Below are 18,497 nucleotides of genomic sequence, written 5' to 3' on the forward strand. Positions count from 1 at the left end.
GGGTGCAGCGATGGTTTTGGGGTTTCGCCCCACCGCGCGGCCCGCTATACCTCGCGCGGTTTTGCATGCGTTTCGGAGATCAGAATGGCCAATGTCGTTGTAGTCGGTGCCCAATGGGGCGACGAGGGAAAAGGCAAGATCGTTGACTGGCTAAGCGAGCGGGCGGATGTGATCTGTCGCTTTCAGGGCGGGCATAATGCCGGTCATACGCTGGTGATCGATGGCGAGGTCTTCAAGCTGAACGCGCTGCCTTCGGGGGTTGTGCGCGGCGGCAAGCTAAGCGTGATCGGCAATGGGGTGGTTCTTGATCCCTGGCATCTGATCGAGGAAATCGCCAAGATCAGGCAGCAGGGTGTCGAGATCACGCCCGAAACATTGATGATCGCGGAAAACACGCCGTTGATCCTGCCGATCCATGGCGAGCTTGATCGGGCACGTGAAGAGGCCGCCAGCAAAGGCACCAAAATTGGCACCACAGGGCGCGGTATTGGTCCTTGTTATGAGGACAAGGTGGGACGGCGCGCCATTCGTGTGGCGGATCTGGCGGATGTGGCGACGCTGGAAGCGCGGGTGGACCGGGCGTTGCAGCATCACGATCCGCTTCGTAAGGGTTTGGGAATCGAGCCGATTGATCGCGATGCGCTGGTTGCGCAGCTTAGAGAGATTGCGGCGGAGATTCTGCCTTATGCGGCGCCGGTCTGGAAGGTGCTGAACGAAAAGCGCAAAGCGGGTAAGCGAATCTTGTTCGAGGGGGCGCAGGGGGCTTTGCTGGACATTGATTTTGGCACCTATCCGTTTGTCACCTCTTCAAATGTGATCGCCGGTCAGGCGGCGACGGGTGTTGGCGTCGGGCCGGGGGCGATTGATTTCGTGTTGGGGATCGTGAAGGCCTATACCACGCGGGTGGGCGAGGGGCCGTTTCCAACCGAGCTTGACGATGCGGATGGCCAGCGGCTTGGCGAGAGAGGTCGTGAGTTTGGCACGGTGACGGGGCGCAAGCGGCGTTGTGGCTGGTTTGATGCCTGCCTTGTGCGTCAGACCTGTGCAACCAGCGGTGTGAACGGAATTTCGCTGACCAAGCTCGATGTGCTGGACGGGTTTGAGACGCTGAAAATCTGTGTTGGTTATGAACTAGATGGCGCGCGGCTGGATTATCTGCCGACGGCGGCGGATCAACAGGCGCGCTGCAAACCCATCTATGAAGAAATGCCGGGGTGGAGCGAGTCGACCGAAGGCGCGCGCAGCTGGGCCGATCTTCCGGCGGAGGCGATCAAATATGTGCGCCGGGTGGAAGAGTTGATCGAATGTCCGGTAGCGCTCTTGAGCACCAGCCCGGAGCGTGAGGATACGATTCTAGTGACCGACCCGTTCGCGGATTGAGTCTGATATGATCACGACAAGTGCGGTGATGACGGGCGCGATGAAGGGGAACAGAGATGTTTGAAAATCTGTCCTACAAGGCGCGGCGGCGCTGGGCGCTGTTGCTGCTGGTGGTGGGGATGCCCGCTTATATTGTGATCTGTGTCACTGTCTTGAACCGGATCGGCCCGCTGCCGGGATGGATCGAGCTGCCGCTGTATATCGGGCTTGGGGTGATCTGGATCGTGCCGTTCAAGGGGCTGTTTCGTGGTATAGGTCAGCCGGACCCGGACGCGCCGGGACAAAGCGATGAATAACGCGTTCCCAGATACGCGGCCAGACTCGCGGGCGGTCTTGCGAGCGGCGCGGAGGGTTGGTAAGTCACTGTGAAACCATATGGTTTTTATCAGATCAAGGCGAGGGCCGACGTTTGAATGCCGCTGCCCAGAATAGCTTGGTGGAACCTGCGCCGGTTCCGAGACTGGAGATTCGCAGGCTGCGGCGCAGCTTTGACGGCCGTGCGGTGGTGGATGATGTGTCGCTCGGAGTAATGCCCGGCAAGGTCACTTGTCTTCTGGGGCCTTCGGGGTGCGGCAAATCGACGACGCTGCGGATGATTGCAGGCGTGGAGATGCAGGATTCAGGCGAAATCTATGTCGATGGCAACCTGATCTGCGACACGGTGTTTCGGGTGCCGCCGGAGCGCCGCCACATCGGGCTGATGTTTCAGGATTTCGCGCTGTTTCCGCATCTGAGCGTGTCGGAAAACGTAGCCTTTGGCCTCAAGGGCAGCAAGGACGAGAAGCGTGCGCGGGTTGAAGAACTGCTTGGCACGGTAGAGCTCGCGCGCTTTATCGAAGCCTATCCGCATGAATTGTCGGGCGGTGAGCAGCAGCGGGTTGCACTTGCGCGCGCGCTGGCGCCGCGCCCCGGTATCATGCTGATGGATGAGCCGTTTTCCGGGCTGGACAACCGGCTGCGTGACGACATCCGCGATCTGACACTGGAAGTGCTCAAACAGGAGGACGCCGCGGTTCTGCTGGTCACGCATGAGCCGGAAGAGGCGATGCGCATGGCCGATGAAATCGCCCTGATGCGCGACGGTCGGATTGTGCAGCAAGGCGCACCTTATAATATTTACAACGCGCCTCTGGATAAAGCGGCGGTCGCATTTTTTAGCGATATCAATGTGATACGCGGCAAGGTTCAAGGGGCTTTGACGGATACGGCCTTTGGGCAATTTCTTGCTCCGGGGGTGCCGGATGGGCAGGAGGTGGAGATCGTGATCCGCCCGCAGCACATCAAGATCGACTTTGACCGCAATGGACGCGGACCCGATCCGACGCCCCAGGATGGCGTGCCGGCGCGCGGTGTGGTTGAGCGGGCGCGCTTTATGGGGTCGGAAAGCCTGGTGGAATTCCGGCTGGATTTTGATGGCTCGATGATGAAGGCGACGGTGCCGAATGTTTTCCTGCCCTCGCCGGGCAAGCCGTTGTGGCTGACCATAAGGCGTGATCGCTGCTTTGTGTTTCCGCTCAAGCGCTAGGGTTTTGCGTGCATGTTTCGGGCGTGCGTCGGAGCGGGGCGCTGCCCCGCACCCCGGGATATTGGTAGCAAGATGAAGGGCAGGCAGGCGTGAGCGTGGGTCGGATTATTCGCGGAACAGAGTGTGTGGCCGAGGGGGCCGCGTGGCTGGCGGCGCGTGATGCGGGGATGGCGCGGGCGCTGGCGGCGGTGGAGGAGGTGCCGCTGCGACTTAAACCTGATGGGTTTCGGGAGCTGCTGAGTGCGATCGTAAGCCAGCAGGTGAGCGTGGCGTCGGCAGGTGCGATCTGGGCGCGTACGGTTGAGGCGGGGCTGACCAGTGAAGCGGCGGTGATTGCGGCGGGCGAGGAAGGGTTGCGCAGCGTTGGGTTCAGTCGGCCAAAGCAGCGCTATGCCCTGGCACTGGCGCGGGCGGGGATTGATTATGTCGCATTGCGTGAGGCCGAAAATGATGAGGTGATTGCCACATTGGTGGCGGTGCCGGGCATCGGGCTTTGGACGGCGGAGATTTATGCGATGTTCAGCCTGGGGCGGGCGGACGTGTTTGCGCCCGGCGATCTGGCGCTACAGGAATCGGCGCGGGTGCTTTACGGGCTGGAGGAGCGGCCCAAGGAGCGGGCATTTCGCCAGATGGCCGAGGATTGGGCGCCGTGGCGATCGGTTGCGGCGCGCGTGCTCTGGGCCTATTACCGGGTGGTGAAATCGAGGGAAGGGATCAGATGACACGGGTTTTGAAGGCAGAGCGGGTGGAGCCGCGCTCGGGTGAGACGCGCTCGGTGGTGGTGTTTCTGCATGGCTATGGTGCCAATGGGGCCGATCTTTTGGGGTTGGCCGATGTGTTGGGTGAACATCTGCCCGATACGTTATTTGTGGCGCCGGATGCGCCGGAAGCCTGCCCCGGCGCGCCGATGGGCTTTCAATGGTTCCCGATTCCGTGGATTGATGGATCAAGCGAGGAAGAAGCCGAGCGCGGGATGAACGCGGCCATTGATGATCTCAATGCGTTTCTTGATGCGCTTTTGGTCGACGAAGATTTGCTGCCCGAGCAGATGGTGTTGTTCGGCTTTAGCCAGGGCACGATGATGAGCTTGCATGTGGCACCGCGCCGCGAGGATGAGATTGCCGGGATCGTGGCGTTTTCGGGTCGTATCTTGTCGCCGGAGCTTTTGAAGGATGAGGCCGTGTCCAAGCCGCCGGTTTTGCTGGTGCATGGGGACAGTGACGACATGGTGCCGCCGCAGTCGTTGCCCGAGGCGGCGGAAGCGTTGCAGGAGGCCGGTTTCAAGGAGGTTTACGCCCATGTGATGAAGGGCACGGGCCACGGAATCGCGCCTGATGGGCTTTCGGTGGCCCTGGCCTTCATGCGTGACAAGCTGGGGCTGTAGGTGCGGGTTCTGCGGCAGCAGAATTAAGAATTTGTTAATGCCACCGCACGGTTGGGTGCGGCTCTGATTTGACCGAGCGAACGGTCTTTGCTATAAATTTGGCATACTGGAAGAAGTGGGCGAACGGCTCTGGGGAAACCCGGGGCCGTTTTTCATTTCTCTCATGAGGGCGGAGGAGAGACCCCATGAGGCAGGCATAACACACATGGAAAAAGACCAAATAACGGCCGGTGCAGAGCGTCTTGGCAAAGCGATCGTGACGGTTGAGCGGCAGTTAAAAATGCTGGCGCGGGAAATGGCGGTGATGCACGGCCAAATCCGCGCGGGTAACGCGTGCGAACTCAAGGATGCGAAACGTGTGGCCGAGGACATTCGGCAATGGCTTGGCATCGCATATGAATTGGAGAAACGACTTGAAAAATCTGGCCACGACAGGCGCGAACACAATGCGCCCAAATCCATCGACCTCGACAGTGCGCGACATCAGATCGGCTGCCGCCTGGATCGCCTCAGAGCCACGCGATGCCCAGGACGCTTTTCTCAACGATCTGAGTGAGGGCGAGCTTTTGGCGTTGCCGTTCCTGTTCGAGTTTTGGGCGATGGAGCATCAATTGCCGCCCGCGGGAGATTGGCGCATATGGGTGATCATGGGCGGGCGCGGCGCGGGCAAGACCCGCGCGGGCGCGGAATGGGTGCGCGCGCAAATCGAAGGGTCCGGGGCGCTGGACCCCGGAGCGTGTCGACGTATCGCCTTGGTGGGCGAAACCGTGGATCAGGTGCGCGAAGTGATGGTGTTCGGGGAGAGCGGGCTTTTGGCCTGCTCTCCGCCGGACCGGAGGCCGGAATGGCAGGCGGGGCGCAAGCGGCTGATCTGGCCCAATGGTGCGGTGGCGCAGGTGTTTTCGGCGCATGACCCCGAGGGGCTGCGTGGGCCGCAGTTTGACGCAGCGTGGGTCGATGAGTTGGCCAAGTGGAAGCGGGCGCGTGACACTTGGGACATGCTGCAATTTGGCATGCGGTTGGGCGAGAATCCGCGGGTTTGCGTCACTACGACGCCGCGCAATGTGGGGATATTGAAAGAGATCCTTGCCAGCGCGTCGTCGGTTGTGACGAGCGCGCCGACCGAGGCCAATGCAGCCAACCTTGCCAGCGGTTTTCTTGATGAGGTCAAGGCGCGTTATGCCGGGACGCGTTTGGGGCGTCAGGAATTGGAGGGCATCTTGATGGAGGATGTGGAAGGGGCGCTCTGGACCGCCGGCGGGTTGGAGGCCGCAAGGGTGGACGCCCCGCCAGAACTGGACCGCATTGTTGTGGCGGTGGATCCGCCGGTGACAGGGCATGCAGGCAGCGATGAGTGCGGGATTGTCGTGGTCGGGGCGATGACGCGGGGGCCGGTGCAGGATTGGCGGGCTTATGTTCTGGCCGATGCCAGCGTTTCGGCGGCGAGCCCGGCGACATGGGCCAAGGCCGCTATACGGGCGATGGAGCAATATGGCGCCGAGAAGCTGGTGGCCGAGGTCAATCAGGGCGGCGATCTGGTTGAGGCCGTGATCCGACAGGTCGACCCGATGGTGCCTTTGAAGAAGGTCCATGCGGCCAAGGGCAAGGCGGCAAGGGCCGAGCCGGTGGCGGCGCTCTATGAGCAGGGGCGGGTGCATCATGTGCGCGGTTTGGGTGAATTGGAGGACCAGATGTGCGCCATGACCACACAAGGGTTTGAGGGCAAGGGCAGCCCCGACCGGGTCGATGCGTTGGTTTGGGCGTTGCACGAATTGATGGTCGAAGCGGGGGCGAAATGGCGCCGCCCGCAGGTGCGCGCGCTCTAGTTAAAGCTCCTTAACCATTTGGGACAATGATGCACGACAAGCCGGAAATGACACCGGGAATGAAATGAACTTCCCGGGCCAGGCCTTTGGGGAAAAACATGAAAACTGAGGAGAGCCGAATGGCGGTTTTTGATTTCTTCAAGGGCAAGGGGCAGGAGATCCCCGAGCAGAAAGCCAGCGCGACGGGGCCGGTTCTGGCCTATCACGGGGCCGGGCGTGTGGCGTGGAGCCCGCGCGATACCGTATCGCTGACGCGCACCGGGTTTGCGGGTAATCCGGTGGGGTTTCGCGCGGTCAAGATGATTGCGGAGGCTGCTGCGGCGCTGCCTCTGGTATTGCAGGACACACAGCAACGCTTTAGCGAGCATCCGGTTCTGGGGCTGGTGCAGCGGCCCAATATGGCGCAGGGACGCGCCGAGTTATTCGAGGCGCTGTTTGGTCAGCTCTTGCTGACCGGGAATGGCTATCTTGAGGCGGTGGCGGGCGAGGATGGCGTGCCGTTGGAGCTGCATGTGCTGCGCTCAGACCGGATGAGCCTGATCCCTGGCGCGGATGGCTGGCCTGTGGCGTATGAATATGCCGTGGGCGGGCGCAAGCATCGTTTTGACGTGACCCAGGGCCAACCCGGCATCTGCCATATCAAGAGCTTTCATCCGCAGGACGATCATTACGGGTTTTCGCCGATGCAGGCGGCGGCGCAGGCGGTGGATGTGCATAATTCCGCGTCACGCTGGAGCAAGGCGTTGCTTGATAATGCGGCGCGCCCCTCAGGGGCGATTGTCTATAAGGGGGCCGAAGGGCAGGGAAGCTTGAGCCCGGATCAATATGACCGACTGGTCAGTGAGATGGAGAGCCATCATCAGGGCGCGCGCAATGCGGGGCGGCCGATGCTTCTGGAAGGTGGATTGGACTGGAAGCCGATGGGGTTCAGCCCGAGTGACATGGAATTCCAGAAAACCAAGGAGTCGGCGGCGCGTGAGATCGCCTTGGCCTTTGGGGTGCCGCCGATGCTGCTGGGGATACCGGGCGATGCGACCTATACCAATTATCAGGAGGCCAACCGGGCGTTTTATCGCCTGACGGTGCTGCCGCTGGCCACGCGGGTGGCGGCGAGCGTGGCAAATTGGCTGTCGGGGTTTGCGGGTGAGCGGCTGGAGTTGAAACCCGATCTCGACCAGGTGCCAGCGCTGGCGGCGGAACGCGACGGCCAATGGGCGCGCGTGAGCGGTGCGAGTTTCCTGACGGATGGCGAAAAACGGCGATTGCTTGGCCTGCCGGCATTGGCCGGGGACGATACGGATGCCTGAGGATGGGCGGCGCTATGGCTTTGAGGCGTTCGACTGTGCGCCCGCGCTGCGTCTGGAGGCCCACGAGCGGCTGTCCAAGCTGCACGTCGACGGGTTGAATCAGCGGCTTGAGCGGATCGAGATGATGATTGAGCGGCTGGAAAAGCGTTTGTGGTTGGCGGTTTACGGCGTGGTCGCGGTGATATTGGCGCAGGCGTTTCAGTCGATCCTCGTGGCGGCGCCGTGAGATGTGCGAATTTGGGAAACTGGAGATTATGATGACTTCTGAGACCGGTTTGGAGCAGAAATTCTGCCGCTTCGATGAGGTGTTGACCGTGACCGAGGGCACGCGGATCGAGGGCTATGCCAGCCTGTTCGATGCCTGTGATCAGGGCGGTGATATCGTCAAGAAAGGGGCTTATGCCGCCAGCCTGAAGCGGCTGAGGGCCGAGGGGCGCAACGTCAAGATGCTCTGGCAGCATGACCCGGCGCAACCCATCGGCATCTGGAGCGAGGTGCGCGAGGACGAGAAGGGGCTTTATGTGAAAGGCCACCTGCTCGACAGCGTCGGGCGCGGGCGTGAGGCGGCGGCATTGATCGAGGCCGGGGCGATTGACGGGTTGTCGATCGGTTATCGCACAGTCAGGGCGAGCAAGAATGACAAGGGCCGTCGGCTCTTGACCGAACTGGAGCTTTGGGAGGTGTCTCTGGTGACCTTCCCGATGCTTCCCAGTGCGCGGGTGGGGGCGAAGGGGGAGACCCCGCACGCCGATGCCTGGCGTGAATTGGCGGCGGCCATAGAGTCCGCGCGCTCTGAGTTGGCGCGCGACTGACGCGCCGGGATTAACCCGAACAGACAAGGACCGAAGAATGAGCAAGACCGAGATCGATTCTCGGATCGGGGAAGATGTGTCTCCGATTGCCGAGGTGAAAACTGCCCTGTCTGGTTTCATCAAAGAAATCAGCAGCTTCAAGACCGACATTCATACCAAACTTCAACAGCAGGAAGAGCGACTGACCATGCTTGATCGTAAATCTCATATTTCCCGACCGGTGCTTTCGGCGGCGATGCAAACCGAAGCCCCGCATCAAAAGGCGTTCAACGCCTATCTGCGCTCGGGCGATGATGACGGCCTGCGTGGGCTGGAACTGGAAGGCAAGGCGATGAGCACTGCGGTGGCGTCGGATGGTGGCTATCTGGTTGATCCGCAAACGGCGGCGCAGATCCGCAGCGTGCTGGAATCAACCGCCTCGATCCGTGCCATTGCCAATGTGGTGAACGTCGAGGCGACGTCGTTTGACGTGCTAGTTGACCACACCGACGTTGGTGCGGGCTGGGCCACGGAAACCGCCGCAACGACCGAAACCGGCACGCCGGTGATTGACCGTATCACCATCCCGCTGCACGAGCTTTCGGCGCTGCCCAAAGCCTCGCAGCGTCTGTTGGATGACAGCGCGTTTGACATTGAAAGCTGGCTGGCCGGGCGGATCGCCGACAAGTTCTCGCGCGCCGAAGCGGCGGCGTTCATCAATGGCGACGGCGTGGACAAGCCCAAGGGGATCATGGCGCATTCGACCGTGGACAATGATGTCTGGACCCGGGGCAATATTGGCTATGTGCCGACCGGTGTGGCCGGCGATTTCAACGGCGGCGAGGCGATCATCGATCTCGTTTATGCGTTGGGCGCACAATATCGGGCCAACGCAACATTCGTGATGAATTCAAAGACGGCGGGAGCGGTGCGCAAGCTGAAAGACCTTGATGGCCGTTTCTTGTGGTCGGATGGTCTGGCTGCTGGTGAGCCTGCGCGCTTGCTTGGCTACCCTGTGCTGATCGCCGAGGACATGCCCGATGTCGCAAGCGGTGCCGATGCTGTGGCCTTTGGCGATTTTGGTGCCGGTTACACCGTGGCCGAACGCCCCGATCTGCGGGTGCTGCGCGATCCGTTCTCGGCCAAGCCGCATGTTCTGTTCTATGCGACCAAACGCGTGGGCGGTGATGTGAGCGATTTCGCGGCGATCAAGCTTCTGCGCTTTGACGTTTCTTAAGGCTTAGACGGTTGGGGGCGGGTTCGCCCGCCCTCGGCGCGCGCCATTCCTGTTCGTGTTGTCCAGCTGCTCCCCTCCGTCCGAGCAACGCGGGCGGCGCGCGCCAAACCGCTTGGTCCAGTCGGGCGGGGCGTGGGAAATTTCGGAGTAATTCCATGATGTTGATCGAAGAAACGCCGGTACCGCTCGCCGCTCTCCCGGTGACTGAGTTCAAGGCACATTTGCGGCTGGGATCGAGCTTTGCCGAAGACAGCCTGCAAGACCCGGTATTGGAGAGCTTCCTGCGCGCGGCGATTGCTGCGATCGAGGCGCGCACCGGCAAGATCCTGATTTCGCGGGCGTTCTCGTGGACGCTGACGGTGTGGCGCGATGCGATGGGTCAGGCTCTGCCGGTGGCGCCGGTGAATTTGGTGAGCGAGTTGGTTCTGATCGACCGGCTTGACGATGAAAGCATCGTCGATCCTGGCCGCTACAGGCTGGATCGCGATCTTCAGCGCCCACGGTTGCGTCCGGTGGGTACGATGCTGCCCTCGGTGCCGAGCGGAGGCGCGGTGCGGATCGGGTTCGAGGCGGGTTTTGCCGCGACCTGGGGCGAATTGCCCTCGGATCTGGGGCAGGCGGTGCTGCTGCTGGCGGCGCATTATTATGAGTATCGCAGCGAGACGAGCCTCGGGAATGGCTGCATGCCTTTTGGTGTGACCAGCCTGATCGAACGCTATCGCACCGTGCGGATTTTCGCGGGTGCAGCTCAGACGGATGCGGGCCAATGAAGCGCGTGCATCTCAACCGCAAGCTGGTTCTGGAGGCGCCCGAACGGGTGGCGGACGGAGCCGGGGGCTATGTCGATGGGTGGATCGTGCTTGGCGAGGTTTGGGCGCAAGTAACGGCGCGCACCGGGCGCGAGAAACAGGGCGAGGGTGTGTCGGTTTCGAACGTGGGCTATCGCATAACGGTGCGTGGCGCACCCGTGGGCGCGAGCAATCGCCCGCAGCCTGACCAGAGGTTTCGTGAGGGCGCGCGGGTGTTTCGCATTCTGGCGGTGGCCGAACAGGGCCATGACAGGCGCTATCTCACTTGTTTTGCAGAAGAGGAGGTGGCGGCATGAGTTATGGCGTTTCATCGGCTTTGCAGATGGCCATTTACCAGCATTTGGCGGCGGATACGGCGCTTAGCGTTTTGGTGGGGAATGCGATTTATGACGCGCTTCCGGCGGGGGCGCTGCCCAGTCTTTATGTGACGCTGGGGCCGGAAACGGTGCGCGAGAAGTCCGATAAAACCGGGCACGGCGCGCTGCATACGATCACGGTTTCGGTTGTGACCGACCGGGCGGGGTTTCAGACGGCGAAAGAGGTGGCGGGCGCGGTGAGCGATGCGCTGGTTGATGCGGACCTTACGTTGGCGCGCGGTCGGCTGGTCTATCTCGCTTTTGATCGCGCACTGGCCAAGCTTGAAGGTACCGGCACGCAACGACGGATCGACCTGCGCTTTCGCGCCCGTGTCGAAGACAATTGACCCATCATTGAATTCATCAGAACGGAGAGAAAAAATGGCGGCTCAGAATGGCAAGGATCTTCTGATCAAAGTGGACCTGACCGGTGACGGTCAGTTTGGAACGGTGGCGGGGCTGCGTGCGACGCGGATCAGCTTCAACGCTGAAAGTGTGGACGTAACCAGCCTGGAATCGCAGGGCGGGTGGCGCGAATTGCTGGCGGGCGCGGGCGTGAAATCGGCGTCGATTTCCGGCTCGGGCGTGTTCAAGGACGATGCCAGTGACGAACGCGCGCGCCAGATATTCTTTGACGGCGAAACCCCGGATTTTCAGGTGATCATTCCGGATTTCGGAACTGTCGAAGGCGCGTTCCAGGTGACGGGCATTGATTATGCCGGATCGCACAACGGCGAGGCGACCTATGAGCTTTCACTGGCTTCGGCAGGTGCGCTGGCCTTCACGGCGGCGGTGTAACGCAGATGGGCAATCCGTGGGCGGGGGAGGTGGCGCTGGTCATTGATGGCGAGCGTCACCGACTGAAGCTGACGCTTGGGGCGCTGGCCGAGTTGGAAGCCGGGTTGGGCAGCGGGACGCTGACCGAGCTGGTGGAGCGGTTTGAGAGCGGCGGGTTTTCCAGCCGCGATGTGCTGGCCTTGATCGTGGCGGGGTTGCGCGGGGGGGGTTGGCAGGGACGGGCCAAAGATTTGCTCAGCGCTGAAATCGCGGGCGGGCCAATGGGCGCAGCGCGGGCCGCCGCAGAGCTCTTGGTGCGGGCATTCATGTTGCCCGAAGGCGAGAGCGATGCAGGGGTTTGATTGGCCCGCATTGATGCGCGCCGGGATGCGTGGGCTGGGTCTGAGGCCGGATGAATTCTGGGCGCTGACGCCTGCGGAGTTGCAATTGCTGCTGGGGCCGGAAGCTGCGTGCGCACCGATGGGACGCATGAGGCTGGAAGAGATGCTGGCGACCTATCCGGACAATGAAGGAGAGAGACAAAATGGCTGATTTGGAAAGCCTTCAGGATCTGGAGGACCAGATCGATGCGTTGGAACAGACGCTGGGTGATGCGGCGCAAGTGGCCGCCGGGTTTGACGCGGAAATGCAGCGGATGCGCGGCACACTGGTGGAAACCGGCTATGACGTGGCCACGCTTGAACGCGGGATGGGTCGCGGTCTGCGACGGGCGTTTGATGGCGTTTTGCTGGACGGCATGAAGCTTTCGGATGCGTTGGAAACCATGGCGCAATCCATGATCAACGCGACCTATAACGCCGCCGTCAAGCCCGTGACGGATCATTTCGGCGGGTTGTTGGCGCAGGGGATCGGCAGCCTGATGGGGGGAATACTTCCGTTCAAGGATGGTGCTTCGTTCAGCCAGGGGCGGGTGATGCCGTTTGCCAATGGTGGCGTGGTGAGCAGCCCGACCTATTTTCCGATGCGCGGCGGCACAGGTTTGATGGGCGAGGCGGGGCCAGAGGCGATCATGCCGCTGTCACGCGGCCCTGATGGCAAACTGGGCGTGCGCGGTGGCGGGTCGGCGCCGATTAATGTGGTGATGAACATCTCGACCCCGGATGCGGCGAGTTTCCAGCGCAGTCAGGGGCAGATCGCCGCGCAGGCAGGCCGGATGTTGGCCCGCGGGCAACGTAACCGTTGAGAAAGGACAAGCGACATGAATTTTCACGAGGTTCGTTTTCCCGCCAACCTGAGCTTTGGTTCGGTTGGGGGACCAGAGCGGCGTACTGATGTGGTGACGCTGGCCAACGGGTTTGAGGAGCGCAACACGCCCTGGGCGCATTCGCGCAGGCGTTATGACGCGGGTGTTTCGATGCGTTCGCTTGACGATATCGAGACGTTGATCGCGTTTTTTGAAGCGCGCCGTGGGCAAATGTTTGGTTTTCGCTGGAAGGATTGGTCTGATTTCAGGTCTTGTCTGGCCAGCGGTGAGTTAGCGTTTGACGATCAGGATATCGCGGTCGGCGATGAGGCAATATCGGCGTTTCAACTGAAGAAAACCTATCGTTCGGGCGAGCATGTCTATGTGCGGCCTGTGACCAAGCCGGTTGCGGGCACGGTGCGTGTGGGAATTGATGGAGTAGAGCAGCACGAGGGCGTGCATTACAGGGTCGATACCGCCACGGGATACGTGCATTTCACCCATCCGCCGGACATTGGCGCACGGGTGACTGCTGGATTCGAGTTCGACGTGCCGGTGCGTTTTGATACCGACCGGATCCTTGCCAATGTTGCCAGCTTCCGGGCTGGGGACGTGCCGAACGTGCCGGTGGTGGAGGTTCGGGTCTGATGGGGGTGACAGGCGAATTTCTGAGCCACCTGCAAAGCGGGGTTACCACGGTTTGTCGGGCGTGGGCGATTATGCGCACCGATGGGCAGGTCTATGGGTTTACCGATCATGATATGGGGCTTGAGTTCGACGGTATCACCTTTCGGGCCGATACCGGGCTGAGCGCAATGAGCTTGCAGCAAAGCACCGGGCTGTCGGTGGATAACACAGAGGCGCTGGGCGCGCTGAGTGATGCGGCGGTGACCGAGGCAGATATCGAGGCGGGCCGGTTTGACGGGGCCGAGGTGCGTTCGTGGCTGGTCAACTGGGCGGATATTGCGCAGCGCCAGTTGATGTTTCGCGGCACGATCGGCGAGCTGCGCCGTGCGGGCGGGGCGTTTCAGGCCGAGCTGCGCGGGCTGACCGAGGCGCTGAACCGGCCCCTGGGACGGGTCTATCAAAAGCCTTGCACGGCGGTGCTGGGAGATCGTGATTGCGGTTTTGATACTGCGACACCGGGGTATTTTGTCGAACTGGCGGTGGAGCAGGTCGAAGAGCGCAGCCGTTTTGTTTTTGAGAATGTGAACGGATTTGAGCCCGGTTGGTTCGAGCGCGGCGTGCTTTTGGGGCTGGATGGCCCGTGCGAGGGGCTGAAGGGGATCATCAAGCGGGATGTTTTTGAGAAGGGGCGGCGGGTGATCGAGTTGTGGCATCCGATGCGGGCCGAGATCCTTCGCGGTGCGCGGGTTCGGCTGGTGGCAGGCTGTGACAAGCGCATGCAGACCTGCCGTTTGAAGTTCAATAATTTCGTGAATTATCAGGGCTTTCCAGATTTACCGGGTGAAAGCTGGCTGATGGTGCAGCCGTCGCAATCGGGCGAGATGAGCGGCGGGAGCAGGCGGTAAGATGGACAGCCCACAAACCCGCATCGTGCGCGCCGCGCGCGACTGGATCGGCACGCCCTATCGCCATCAAGGCGCGGTAAAGGGGGCGGGCTGTGATTGCCTGGGCCTCATTCGCGGTGTCTGGCGCGAGATCCACGGGCAAGAGCCCGAGGCTGTGCCGGCCTATTCGATGGACTGGTCCGAGCCGCAGGGTGACGAGCGGCTTTGGGCGGCGGCGCGGCGGCATTTGCAGCGCTGCGTGGAAGGCGAGATGTTGCCGGGTGACGTGCTGTTGTTTCGGATGCGGGCGGGGTCGGTGGCCAAGCATCTGGGTATTGTGGGCGAGGCCGGAGCCGCCCTGACATTCATTCACTCCTATTCGGGGCATGGTGTGGTGGAAAGCCCGCTTGCAGCCCCCTGGCGTCGCAGGATCGTGGCGCGGTTCAAATTTCCTGAGGAGATCGGCTGATGGCTACGATATTACTTTCTGCGGCAGGGGCTGCGATCGGGGGCTCGATCGGCGGCACGGTTCTGGGCCTGTCGTCGGTGGCGCTGGGCCGGTTCGCGGGCGCCTCGCTGGGCCGGGTGATCGACCAGCGGATCATGGGTGCGGGTGCGGAAGCGGTGGAAACCGGGCGGGTGGAACGCTTCCGCCTGACGAGCGCGGGCGAAGGCGACCCCGTGGCGCAGGTTTATGGTCGGATGCAGGTGGCGGGCCATGTGATCTGGGCGACGCAATTCGCCGAGAGTGTGACCGTGAGTGGCGGCGGCAAGGGCGGGCCGCCCAAGCCCAAGTCGCGCAGCTTCAGCTATTCCGTCAGTTTGGCGATTGCGTTGTGTGAAGGCGAAATTACGGGCGTCGGCCGGATCTGGGCCGATGGGGTGGAGATCGCGAAAGATGATCTCAACATGCAGGTCTATTTCGGCACGCGAGATCAGTTGCCCGACCCGAAGATGGAAGCTGTTGAAGGGGCGGGGAAGGTGCCGGCCTATCGTGGCACGGCCTATATCGTGCTGGAAGATTTGCAGCTTGAGGCTTTTGGCAACCGGGTGCCGCAATTTGCCTTTGAGGTAACACGGCCGTCGCAACCGGGGTTGTTTGATGCGGTGGACGATCTCGCGCATGGCATTCGCGGTGTTGCGATGATGCCGGGGAGCGGGGAATATGCGCTGGCCACGACACCTGTGAGCTACAACCATGGTGTGGGGCAGTCGCAGATGGCCAATATCAACACACCCTCGGGCAAGGCCGATTTCACGACCTCGCTTGAACGGATGGTGGACGAATTGCCCAATTGCGCGTCAACCTCGCTTATCGTGAGCTGGTTTGGTGACGACCTGCGTTGTGGCGAATGCACGATCCGCCCAAAGGTGGAACAGGGCGCGTATGACGGGCAAGAAATGCCCTGGGCCGTGGCGGGCGAGACACGTGCCAGCGCGGATGTGGTGGCGCGCGATGGCGAGGACCGCCCGATCTATGGCGGCACGCCGGCGGATGCATCGGTGATCGAGGCGATTGGTGCGCTGAAGGATGCCGGGCAATCGGTGATGTATTATCCGTTCATCCTGATGGATCAGGTGGCGGGCAATACGCTGCCCGACCCCTATAGCGATGCCGACACGCAGCCCAAGCTGCCTTGGCGTGGGCGAGTGACGCTATCAGTAGCGCCGGGGCGCGATGGTAGCCCCGATGGCAACGCAGGGGCCGAGGCGGAAGTGGCCGCGTTTTTTGGCACAGCGAGCGCGTCGGATTTTATCGTTGCGGCAGGTGGTGTGAGCTATGGCGGGCCGGTGGAATGGAGCTATCGGCGTTTCATCCTGCATCAGGCGGCACTTTGCGCGGCGGCAGGGGGCGTTGAGGCCTTTTGCATCGGCTCGGAAATGCGCGGGCTGACCCAGATCCGGGGCGCCAGTGGATTTCCGGCGGTGCAGGCGCTGATCGCTTTGGCGGCGGAGTGCCGAACGATTTTGGGGTCGGAAACGAAGATCGGTTATGCCGCCGATTGGTCAGAATATTTCGGCTATAACGCGCCGGGGGGGGATCGCTATTTCCATCTCGATCCGCTTTGGGCGGATGACAATATCGATTTCATCGGTATCGACAACTACATGCCGCTTTCCGATTGGCGCGATGGCCAGGACCATGAGGATGCCGATTGGGGCGCGATCCATAACCTTGATTATCTGCAAGCCAATGTTGCGGGTGGGGAAGGCTATGACTGGTATTATCATTCGCCTGAGGCGCGCGCGGCGCAGATCCGAACGCCGATCACTGATGGCGAATACGGTGAGCCTTGGGTATGGCGCTATAAGGACATTCTGAATTGGTGGAAGAACAGCCACCATGAGCGGATTGGCGGCATGCGCCAGAGCGAGTCGACGGTTTGGGAGCCGGAATCAAAGCCGATCTGGTTCACCGAGATGGGCTGTGCTGCGATCGATAAGGGCACAAATCAGCCCAACAAGTTTCTCGATCCGAAATCGTCGGAATCGTCGCTGCCGCATCACTCGAACGGGTTTCGCGACGAATACATCCAGATGCAGTATCTGCGGGCGATGTTTCGGTTTTGGGCAAAGGCAGAAAACAACCCGCAATCAAGCGTCTATGAGGGCGCGATGGTGGATATGGGGCGGGCGCATGTCTGGGCCTGGGATGCGCGCCCGTTTCCGTTTTTTCCCGGCAATAGCGCGCTTTGGAGCGATGCGGAGAACTATGCGCGGGGCCATTGGATCACCGGGCGCGTCTCGTCGCGTTCGCTGGCTTCGGTCGTGGCCGAGATTTGCACCCGCGCCGGGCAGGTCCATTTCGATGTCTCGGGGCTTTACGGTGTCGTGCGGGGATATACCGTGGGCGATGTGAGCGAGGCGCGCGCAGCGCTTCAGCCGCTGATGCTGCGCTATGGCTTTGATGCGATCGAGCGGGACGGGGTTTTGAGCTTTCGCATGCGCGATGGGTTGCAGGATGGGGTGCAAGAGGCCGGTAGTCTGGCGATTCACGATGAGATTGAAGGACAGGTCGAGCGACTGCGCGCCTCGGAGGCTGAACTTGTGGGGCGCGTGCGGCTACGCTTTGTTCAGGCTGACGGTAATTTCGAGGTGCTCTCGGAGGAGGCTGTCTTGCCGGATGAGGCCACCCATGCGGTGGCAACAAGCGAGATGCCCATAGCGTTGACGCGCGGCGAAGGGCGGCAAGTGGTTGAGCGTTGGCTTTCCGAAGCCCGGGTGGGGCGCGACTCAGCGCGGTTTGCGTTGCCGCCTTCGCGGCTTGATCTTGCGGCGGGGGATGTTGTGCGGCTTGACGACGATGTGCGCAGCGATCTCTACCGGATCGACCGGATTGAGATGGGGGCATCGCAGATGGTCGAAGCCGTGCGTATCGAACCTGAGACCTATCGCCCGGTCCAGATTGAAGAAGATGCAGTTTCACTCAGCGAGTTTGTCCCGCCGGTACCGGTGTTCGCGCTGTTCCTCGATCTGCCGCTGATGACGGGTGGAGAGGTGCCGCATGCGCCGCATGTCGCAATCACGGCCCAACCTTGGCCTGGTTCGGTCGCGGTCTATAGTTCGGGCAGCGATAGCAATTACGGTCTCAATCGTCTGATCGCAGCGCGCGCGACCGTGGGGGTGACCAAGTCCAACCTGCGCGCTGCGCGACCGGGGCTTATTGATCGGGGTGACGGGTTGATTGTGGAGCTGACTTCGGGCGCTTTGGAAAGCGTGGAGGAGGAGGCGCTTCTGTCAGGGGCAAACCTTGCCGCCATCGGTGATGGCACGCCGGAGGGTTGGGAGCTTTTCCAGTTTCGTGATGCAATGCTTGTGGGAGAGAATACATATGTGTTGAGCCACCGTCTGCGCGGGCAGTTGGGCAGCGATGCGTGGATGCCGCAGAATTGGCCGACGGGGTCGTATTTCGTTTTGCTCGATGGGGCGCCTGAGCAGATTGAGATGAATGAAGCGCAACGCAATATTGCGCGGCATTACCGCATTGGACCGGCGCGGCGCGGGTATGATGATCCGTCGTATCGCCATGAGGTGCGTGCCTTTGAAGGGGTTGGGTTGAAACCGTTAAGTCCGGTTCATCTGCGCGCGAGAACACAAGGCGATGGCGGCGTCGCTCTGGGCTGGATCCGGCGCACGCGGATTGGCGGCGATAACTGGGATGGATTGGATGTGCCCCTTGGTGAAGAGCGCGAGGCCTATCTTCTGCGGGTGGTTCAGAATGATGAGATACTGCGCGAGATCGAAATCACTACGCCGAGTTGGGTTTATCCGGCCAGTGCACAGGCAATAGATGGGATCAGCGGTAGTTTCGAGGTTCAGGTGGCGCAGATTTCGGCCATGGCCGGGGCGGGGGCTTTTGCACGTCTTGAATTGGCGATCTAGCTTTGCG

At 61.6% G+C, this 18,497-nt stretch carries 22 protein-coding genes; all 22 read left to right on the top strand.

Going from position 1 to position 18,497, the window contains the following annotated elements:
- The first annotated feature begins 84 nt into the window (after positions 1-84).
- The 22 genes from LZG00_19170 (at position 85) to LZG00_19275 (ending at position 18,490) form a co-directional block, all read left to right on the top strand.
- The gene (locus tag LZG00_19170) at positions 85-1,380 is read left to right on the top strand and encodes an adenylosuccinate synthase (protein ID MCF3596109.1); all 1,296 of its coding nucleotides are present in this window, start codon (positions 85-87) and stop codon (positions 1,378-1,380) included.
- Positions 1,381-1,436: 56 nt separating this feature from the next.
- Entirely contained in the window at positions 1,437-1,676 is a 240-nt protein-coding gene (locus LZG00_19175) for a DUF2842 domain-containing protein (protein ID MCF3596110.1), read from the top strand.
- A 140-nt stretch (positions 1,677-1,816) separates the two neighbouring features.
- On the top strand, positions 1,817-2,905 hold the full coding sequence (locus LZG00_19180) for an ABC transporter ATP-binding protein (GenBank protein MCF3596111.1): 1,089 nt from the start codon (positions 1,817-1,819) through the stop codon (positions 2,903-2,905).
- Between the two features lie 89 nt (positions 2,906-2,994).
- A complete protein-coding gene (locus LZG00_19185) occupies positions 2,995-3,627 on the top strand; it encodes a DNA-3-methyladenine glycosylase 2 family protein (GenBank protein MCF3596112.1) in 633 nt (210 codons plus the stop codon).
- Positions 3,624-4,289: a prolyl oligopeptidase family serine peptidase gene (locus LZG00_19190; protein MCF3596113.1), complete on the top strand. Its 666-nt coding sequence runs from the start codon at positions 3,624-3,626 to the stop codon at positions 4,287-4,289. Before LZG00_19185 ends, LZG00_19190 begins: the two co-directional genes overlap by 4 nt.
- 205 nt (positions 4,290-4,494) lie before the next feature.
- Entirely contained in the window at positions 4,495-4,845 is a 351-nt protein-coding gene (locus tag LZG00_19195) for a hypothetical protein (GenBank protein ID MCF3596114.1), read from the top strand.
- Positions 4,736-6,115, top strand: a complete 1,380-nt coding sequence (locus LZG00_19200) for a terminase family protein (GenBank protein MCF3596115.1) — start codon at positions 4,736-4,738, stop codon at positions 6,113-6,115. The genes LZG00_19195 and LZG00_19200 overlap by 110 nt, the downstream gene beginning before the upstream one ends.
- A 119-nt stretch (positions 6,116-6,234) precedes the next feature.
- Positions 6,235-7,422 (top strand): phage portal protein, encoded by a 1,188-nt coding sequence (locus LZG00_19205; protein ID MCF3596116.1) that lies wholly within the window; start codon positions 6,235-6,237, stop codon positions 7,420-7,422.
- Entirely contained in the window at positions 7,415-7,648 is a 234-nt protein-coding gene (locus LZG00_19210; protein ID MCF3596117.1) for a hypothetical protein, read from the top strand. The genes LZG00_19205 and LZG00_19210 overlap by 8 nt, the downstream gene beginning before the upstream one ends.
- 31 nt (positions 7,649-7,679) lie before the next feature.
- Entirely contained in the window at positions 7,680-8,234 is a 555-nt protein-coding gene (locus LZG00_19215) for an HK97 family phage prohead protease (GenBank protein MCF3596118.1), read from the top strand.
- Positions 8,235-8,271: 37 nt separating this feature from the next.
- Complete coding sequence (locus tag LZG00_19220; GenBank protein MCF3596119.1) at positions 8,272-9,450, top strand: phage major capsid protein; 1,179 nt, start codon at positions 8,272-8,274, stop codon at positions 9,448-9,450.
- A 155-nt stretch (positions 9,451-9,605) separates the two neighbouring features.
- Positions 9,606-10,220, top strand: a complete 615-nt coding sequence (locus LZG00_19225) for a head-tail connector protein (GenBank protein MCF3596120.1) — start codon at positions 9,606-9,608, stop codon at positions 10,218-10,220.
- Positions 10,217-10,555: a head-tail adaptor protein gene (locus tag LZG00_19230; protein ID MCF3596121.1), complete on the top strand. Its 339-nt coding sequence runs from the start codon at positions 10,217-10,219 to the stop codon at positions 10,553-10,555. The genes LZG00_19225 and LZG00_19230 overlap by 4 nt, the downstream gene beginning before the upstream one ends.
- Positions 10,552-10,962 carry a DUF3168 domain-containing protein gene (locus LZG00_19235; protein ID MCF3596122.1) on the top strand — a complete coding sequence of 137 codons (411 nt, stop codon included), beginning with the start codon at positions 10,552-10,554 and terminating at the stop codon, positions 10,960-10,962. The genes LZG00_19230 and LZG00_19235 overlap by 4 nt, the downstream gene beginning before the upstream one ends.
- 34 nt (positions 10,963-10,996) lie before the next feature.
- Positions 10,997-11,413 (top strand): phage major tail protein, TP901-1 family, encoded by a 417-nt coding sequence (locus LZG00_19240; GenBank protein ID MCF3596123.1) that lies wholly within the window; start codon positions 10,997-10,999, stop codon positions 11,411-11,413.
- Between the two features lie 5 nt (positions 11,414-11,418).
- On the top strand, positions 11,419-11,754 hold the full coding sequence (locus tag LZG00_19245; GenBank protein MCF3596124.1) for a gene transfer agent family protein: 336 nt from the start codon (positions 11,419-11,421) through the stop codon (positions 11,752-11,754).
- On the top strand, positions 11,741-11,944 hold the full coding sequence (locus LZG00_19250; protein MCF3596125.1) for a phage tail assembly chaperone: 204 nt from the start codon (positions 11,741-11,743) through the stop codon (positions 11,942-11,944). The genes LZG00_19245 and LZG00_19250 overlap by 14 nt, the downstream gene beginning before the upstream one ends.
- A complete protein-coding gene (locus LZG00_19255; GenBank protein MCF3596126.1) occupies positions 11,937-12,596 on the top strand; it encodes a phage tail tape measure protein in 660 nt (219 codons plus the stop codon). Before LZG00_19250 ends, LZG00_19255 begins: the two co-directional genes overlap by 8 nt.
- A gap of 15 nt (positions 12,597-12,611) precedes the next feature.
- Complete coding sequence (locus LZG00_19260) at positions 12,612-13,244, top strand: DUF2460 domain-containing protein (protein MCF3596127.1); 633 nt, start codon at positions 12,612-12,614, stop codon at positions 13,242-13,244.
- Positions 13,244-14,128, top strand: coding sequence for a DUF2163 domain-containing protein (locus tag LZG00_19265; protein MCF3596128.1), 885 nt, complete (start codon positions 13,244-13,246; stop codon positions 14,126-14,128). The genes LZG00_19260 and LZG00_19265 overlap by 1 nt, the downstream gene beginning before the upstream one ends.
- Position 14,129: 1 nt before the next feature.
- On the top strand, positions 14,130-14,576 hold the full coding sequence (locus tag LZG00_19270) for an NlpC/P60 family protein (GenBank protein ID MCF3596129.1): 447 nt from the start codon (positions 14,130-14,132) through the stop codon (positions 14,574-14,576).
- Positions 14,576-18,490, top strand: coding sequence for a glycoside hydrolase/phage tail family protein (locus LZG00_19275; GenBank protein ID MCF3596130.1), 3,915 nt, complete (start codon positions 14,576-14,578; stop codon positions 18,488-18,490). Before LZG00_19270 ends, LZG00_19275 begins: the two co-directional genes overlap by 1 nt.
- Positions 18,491-18,497: the final 7 nt, after the last annotated feature.

Source organism: Rhodobacteraceae bacterium LMO-JJ12, assembly GCA_021555075.1.
Taxonomy (GTDB): Bacteria; Pseudomonadota; Alphaproteobacteria; order Rhodobacterales; family Rhodobacteraceae; genus JAKGBX01.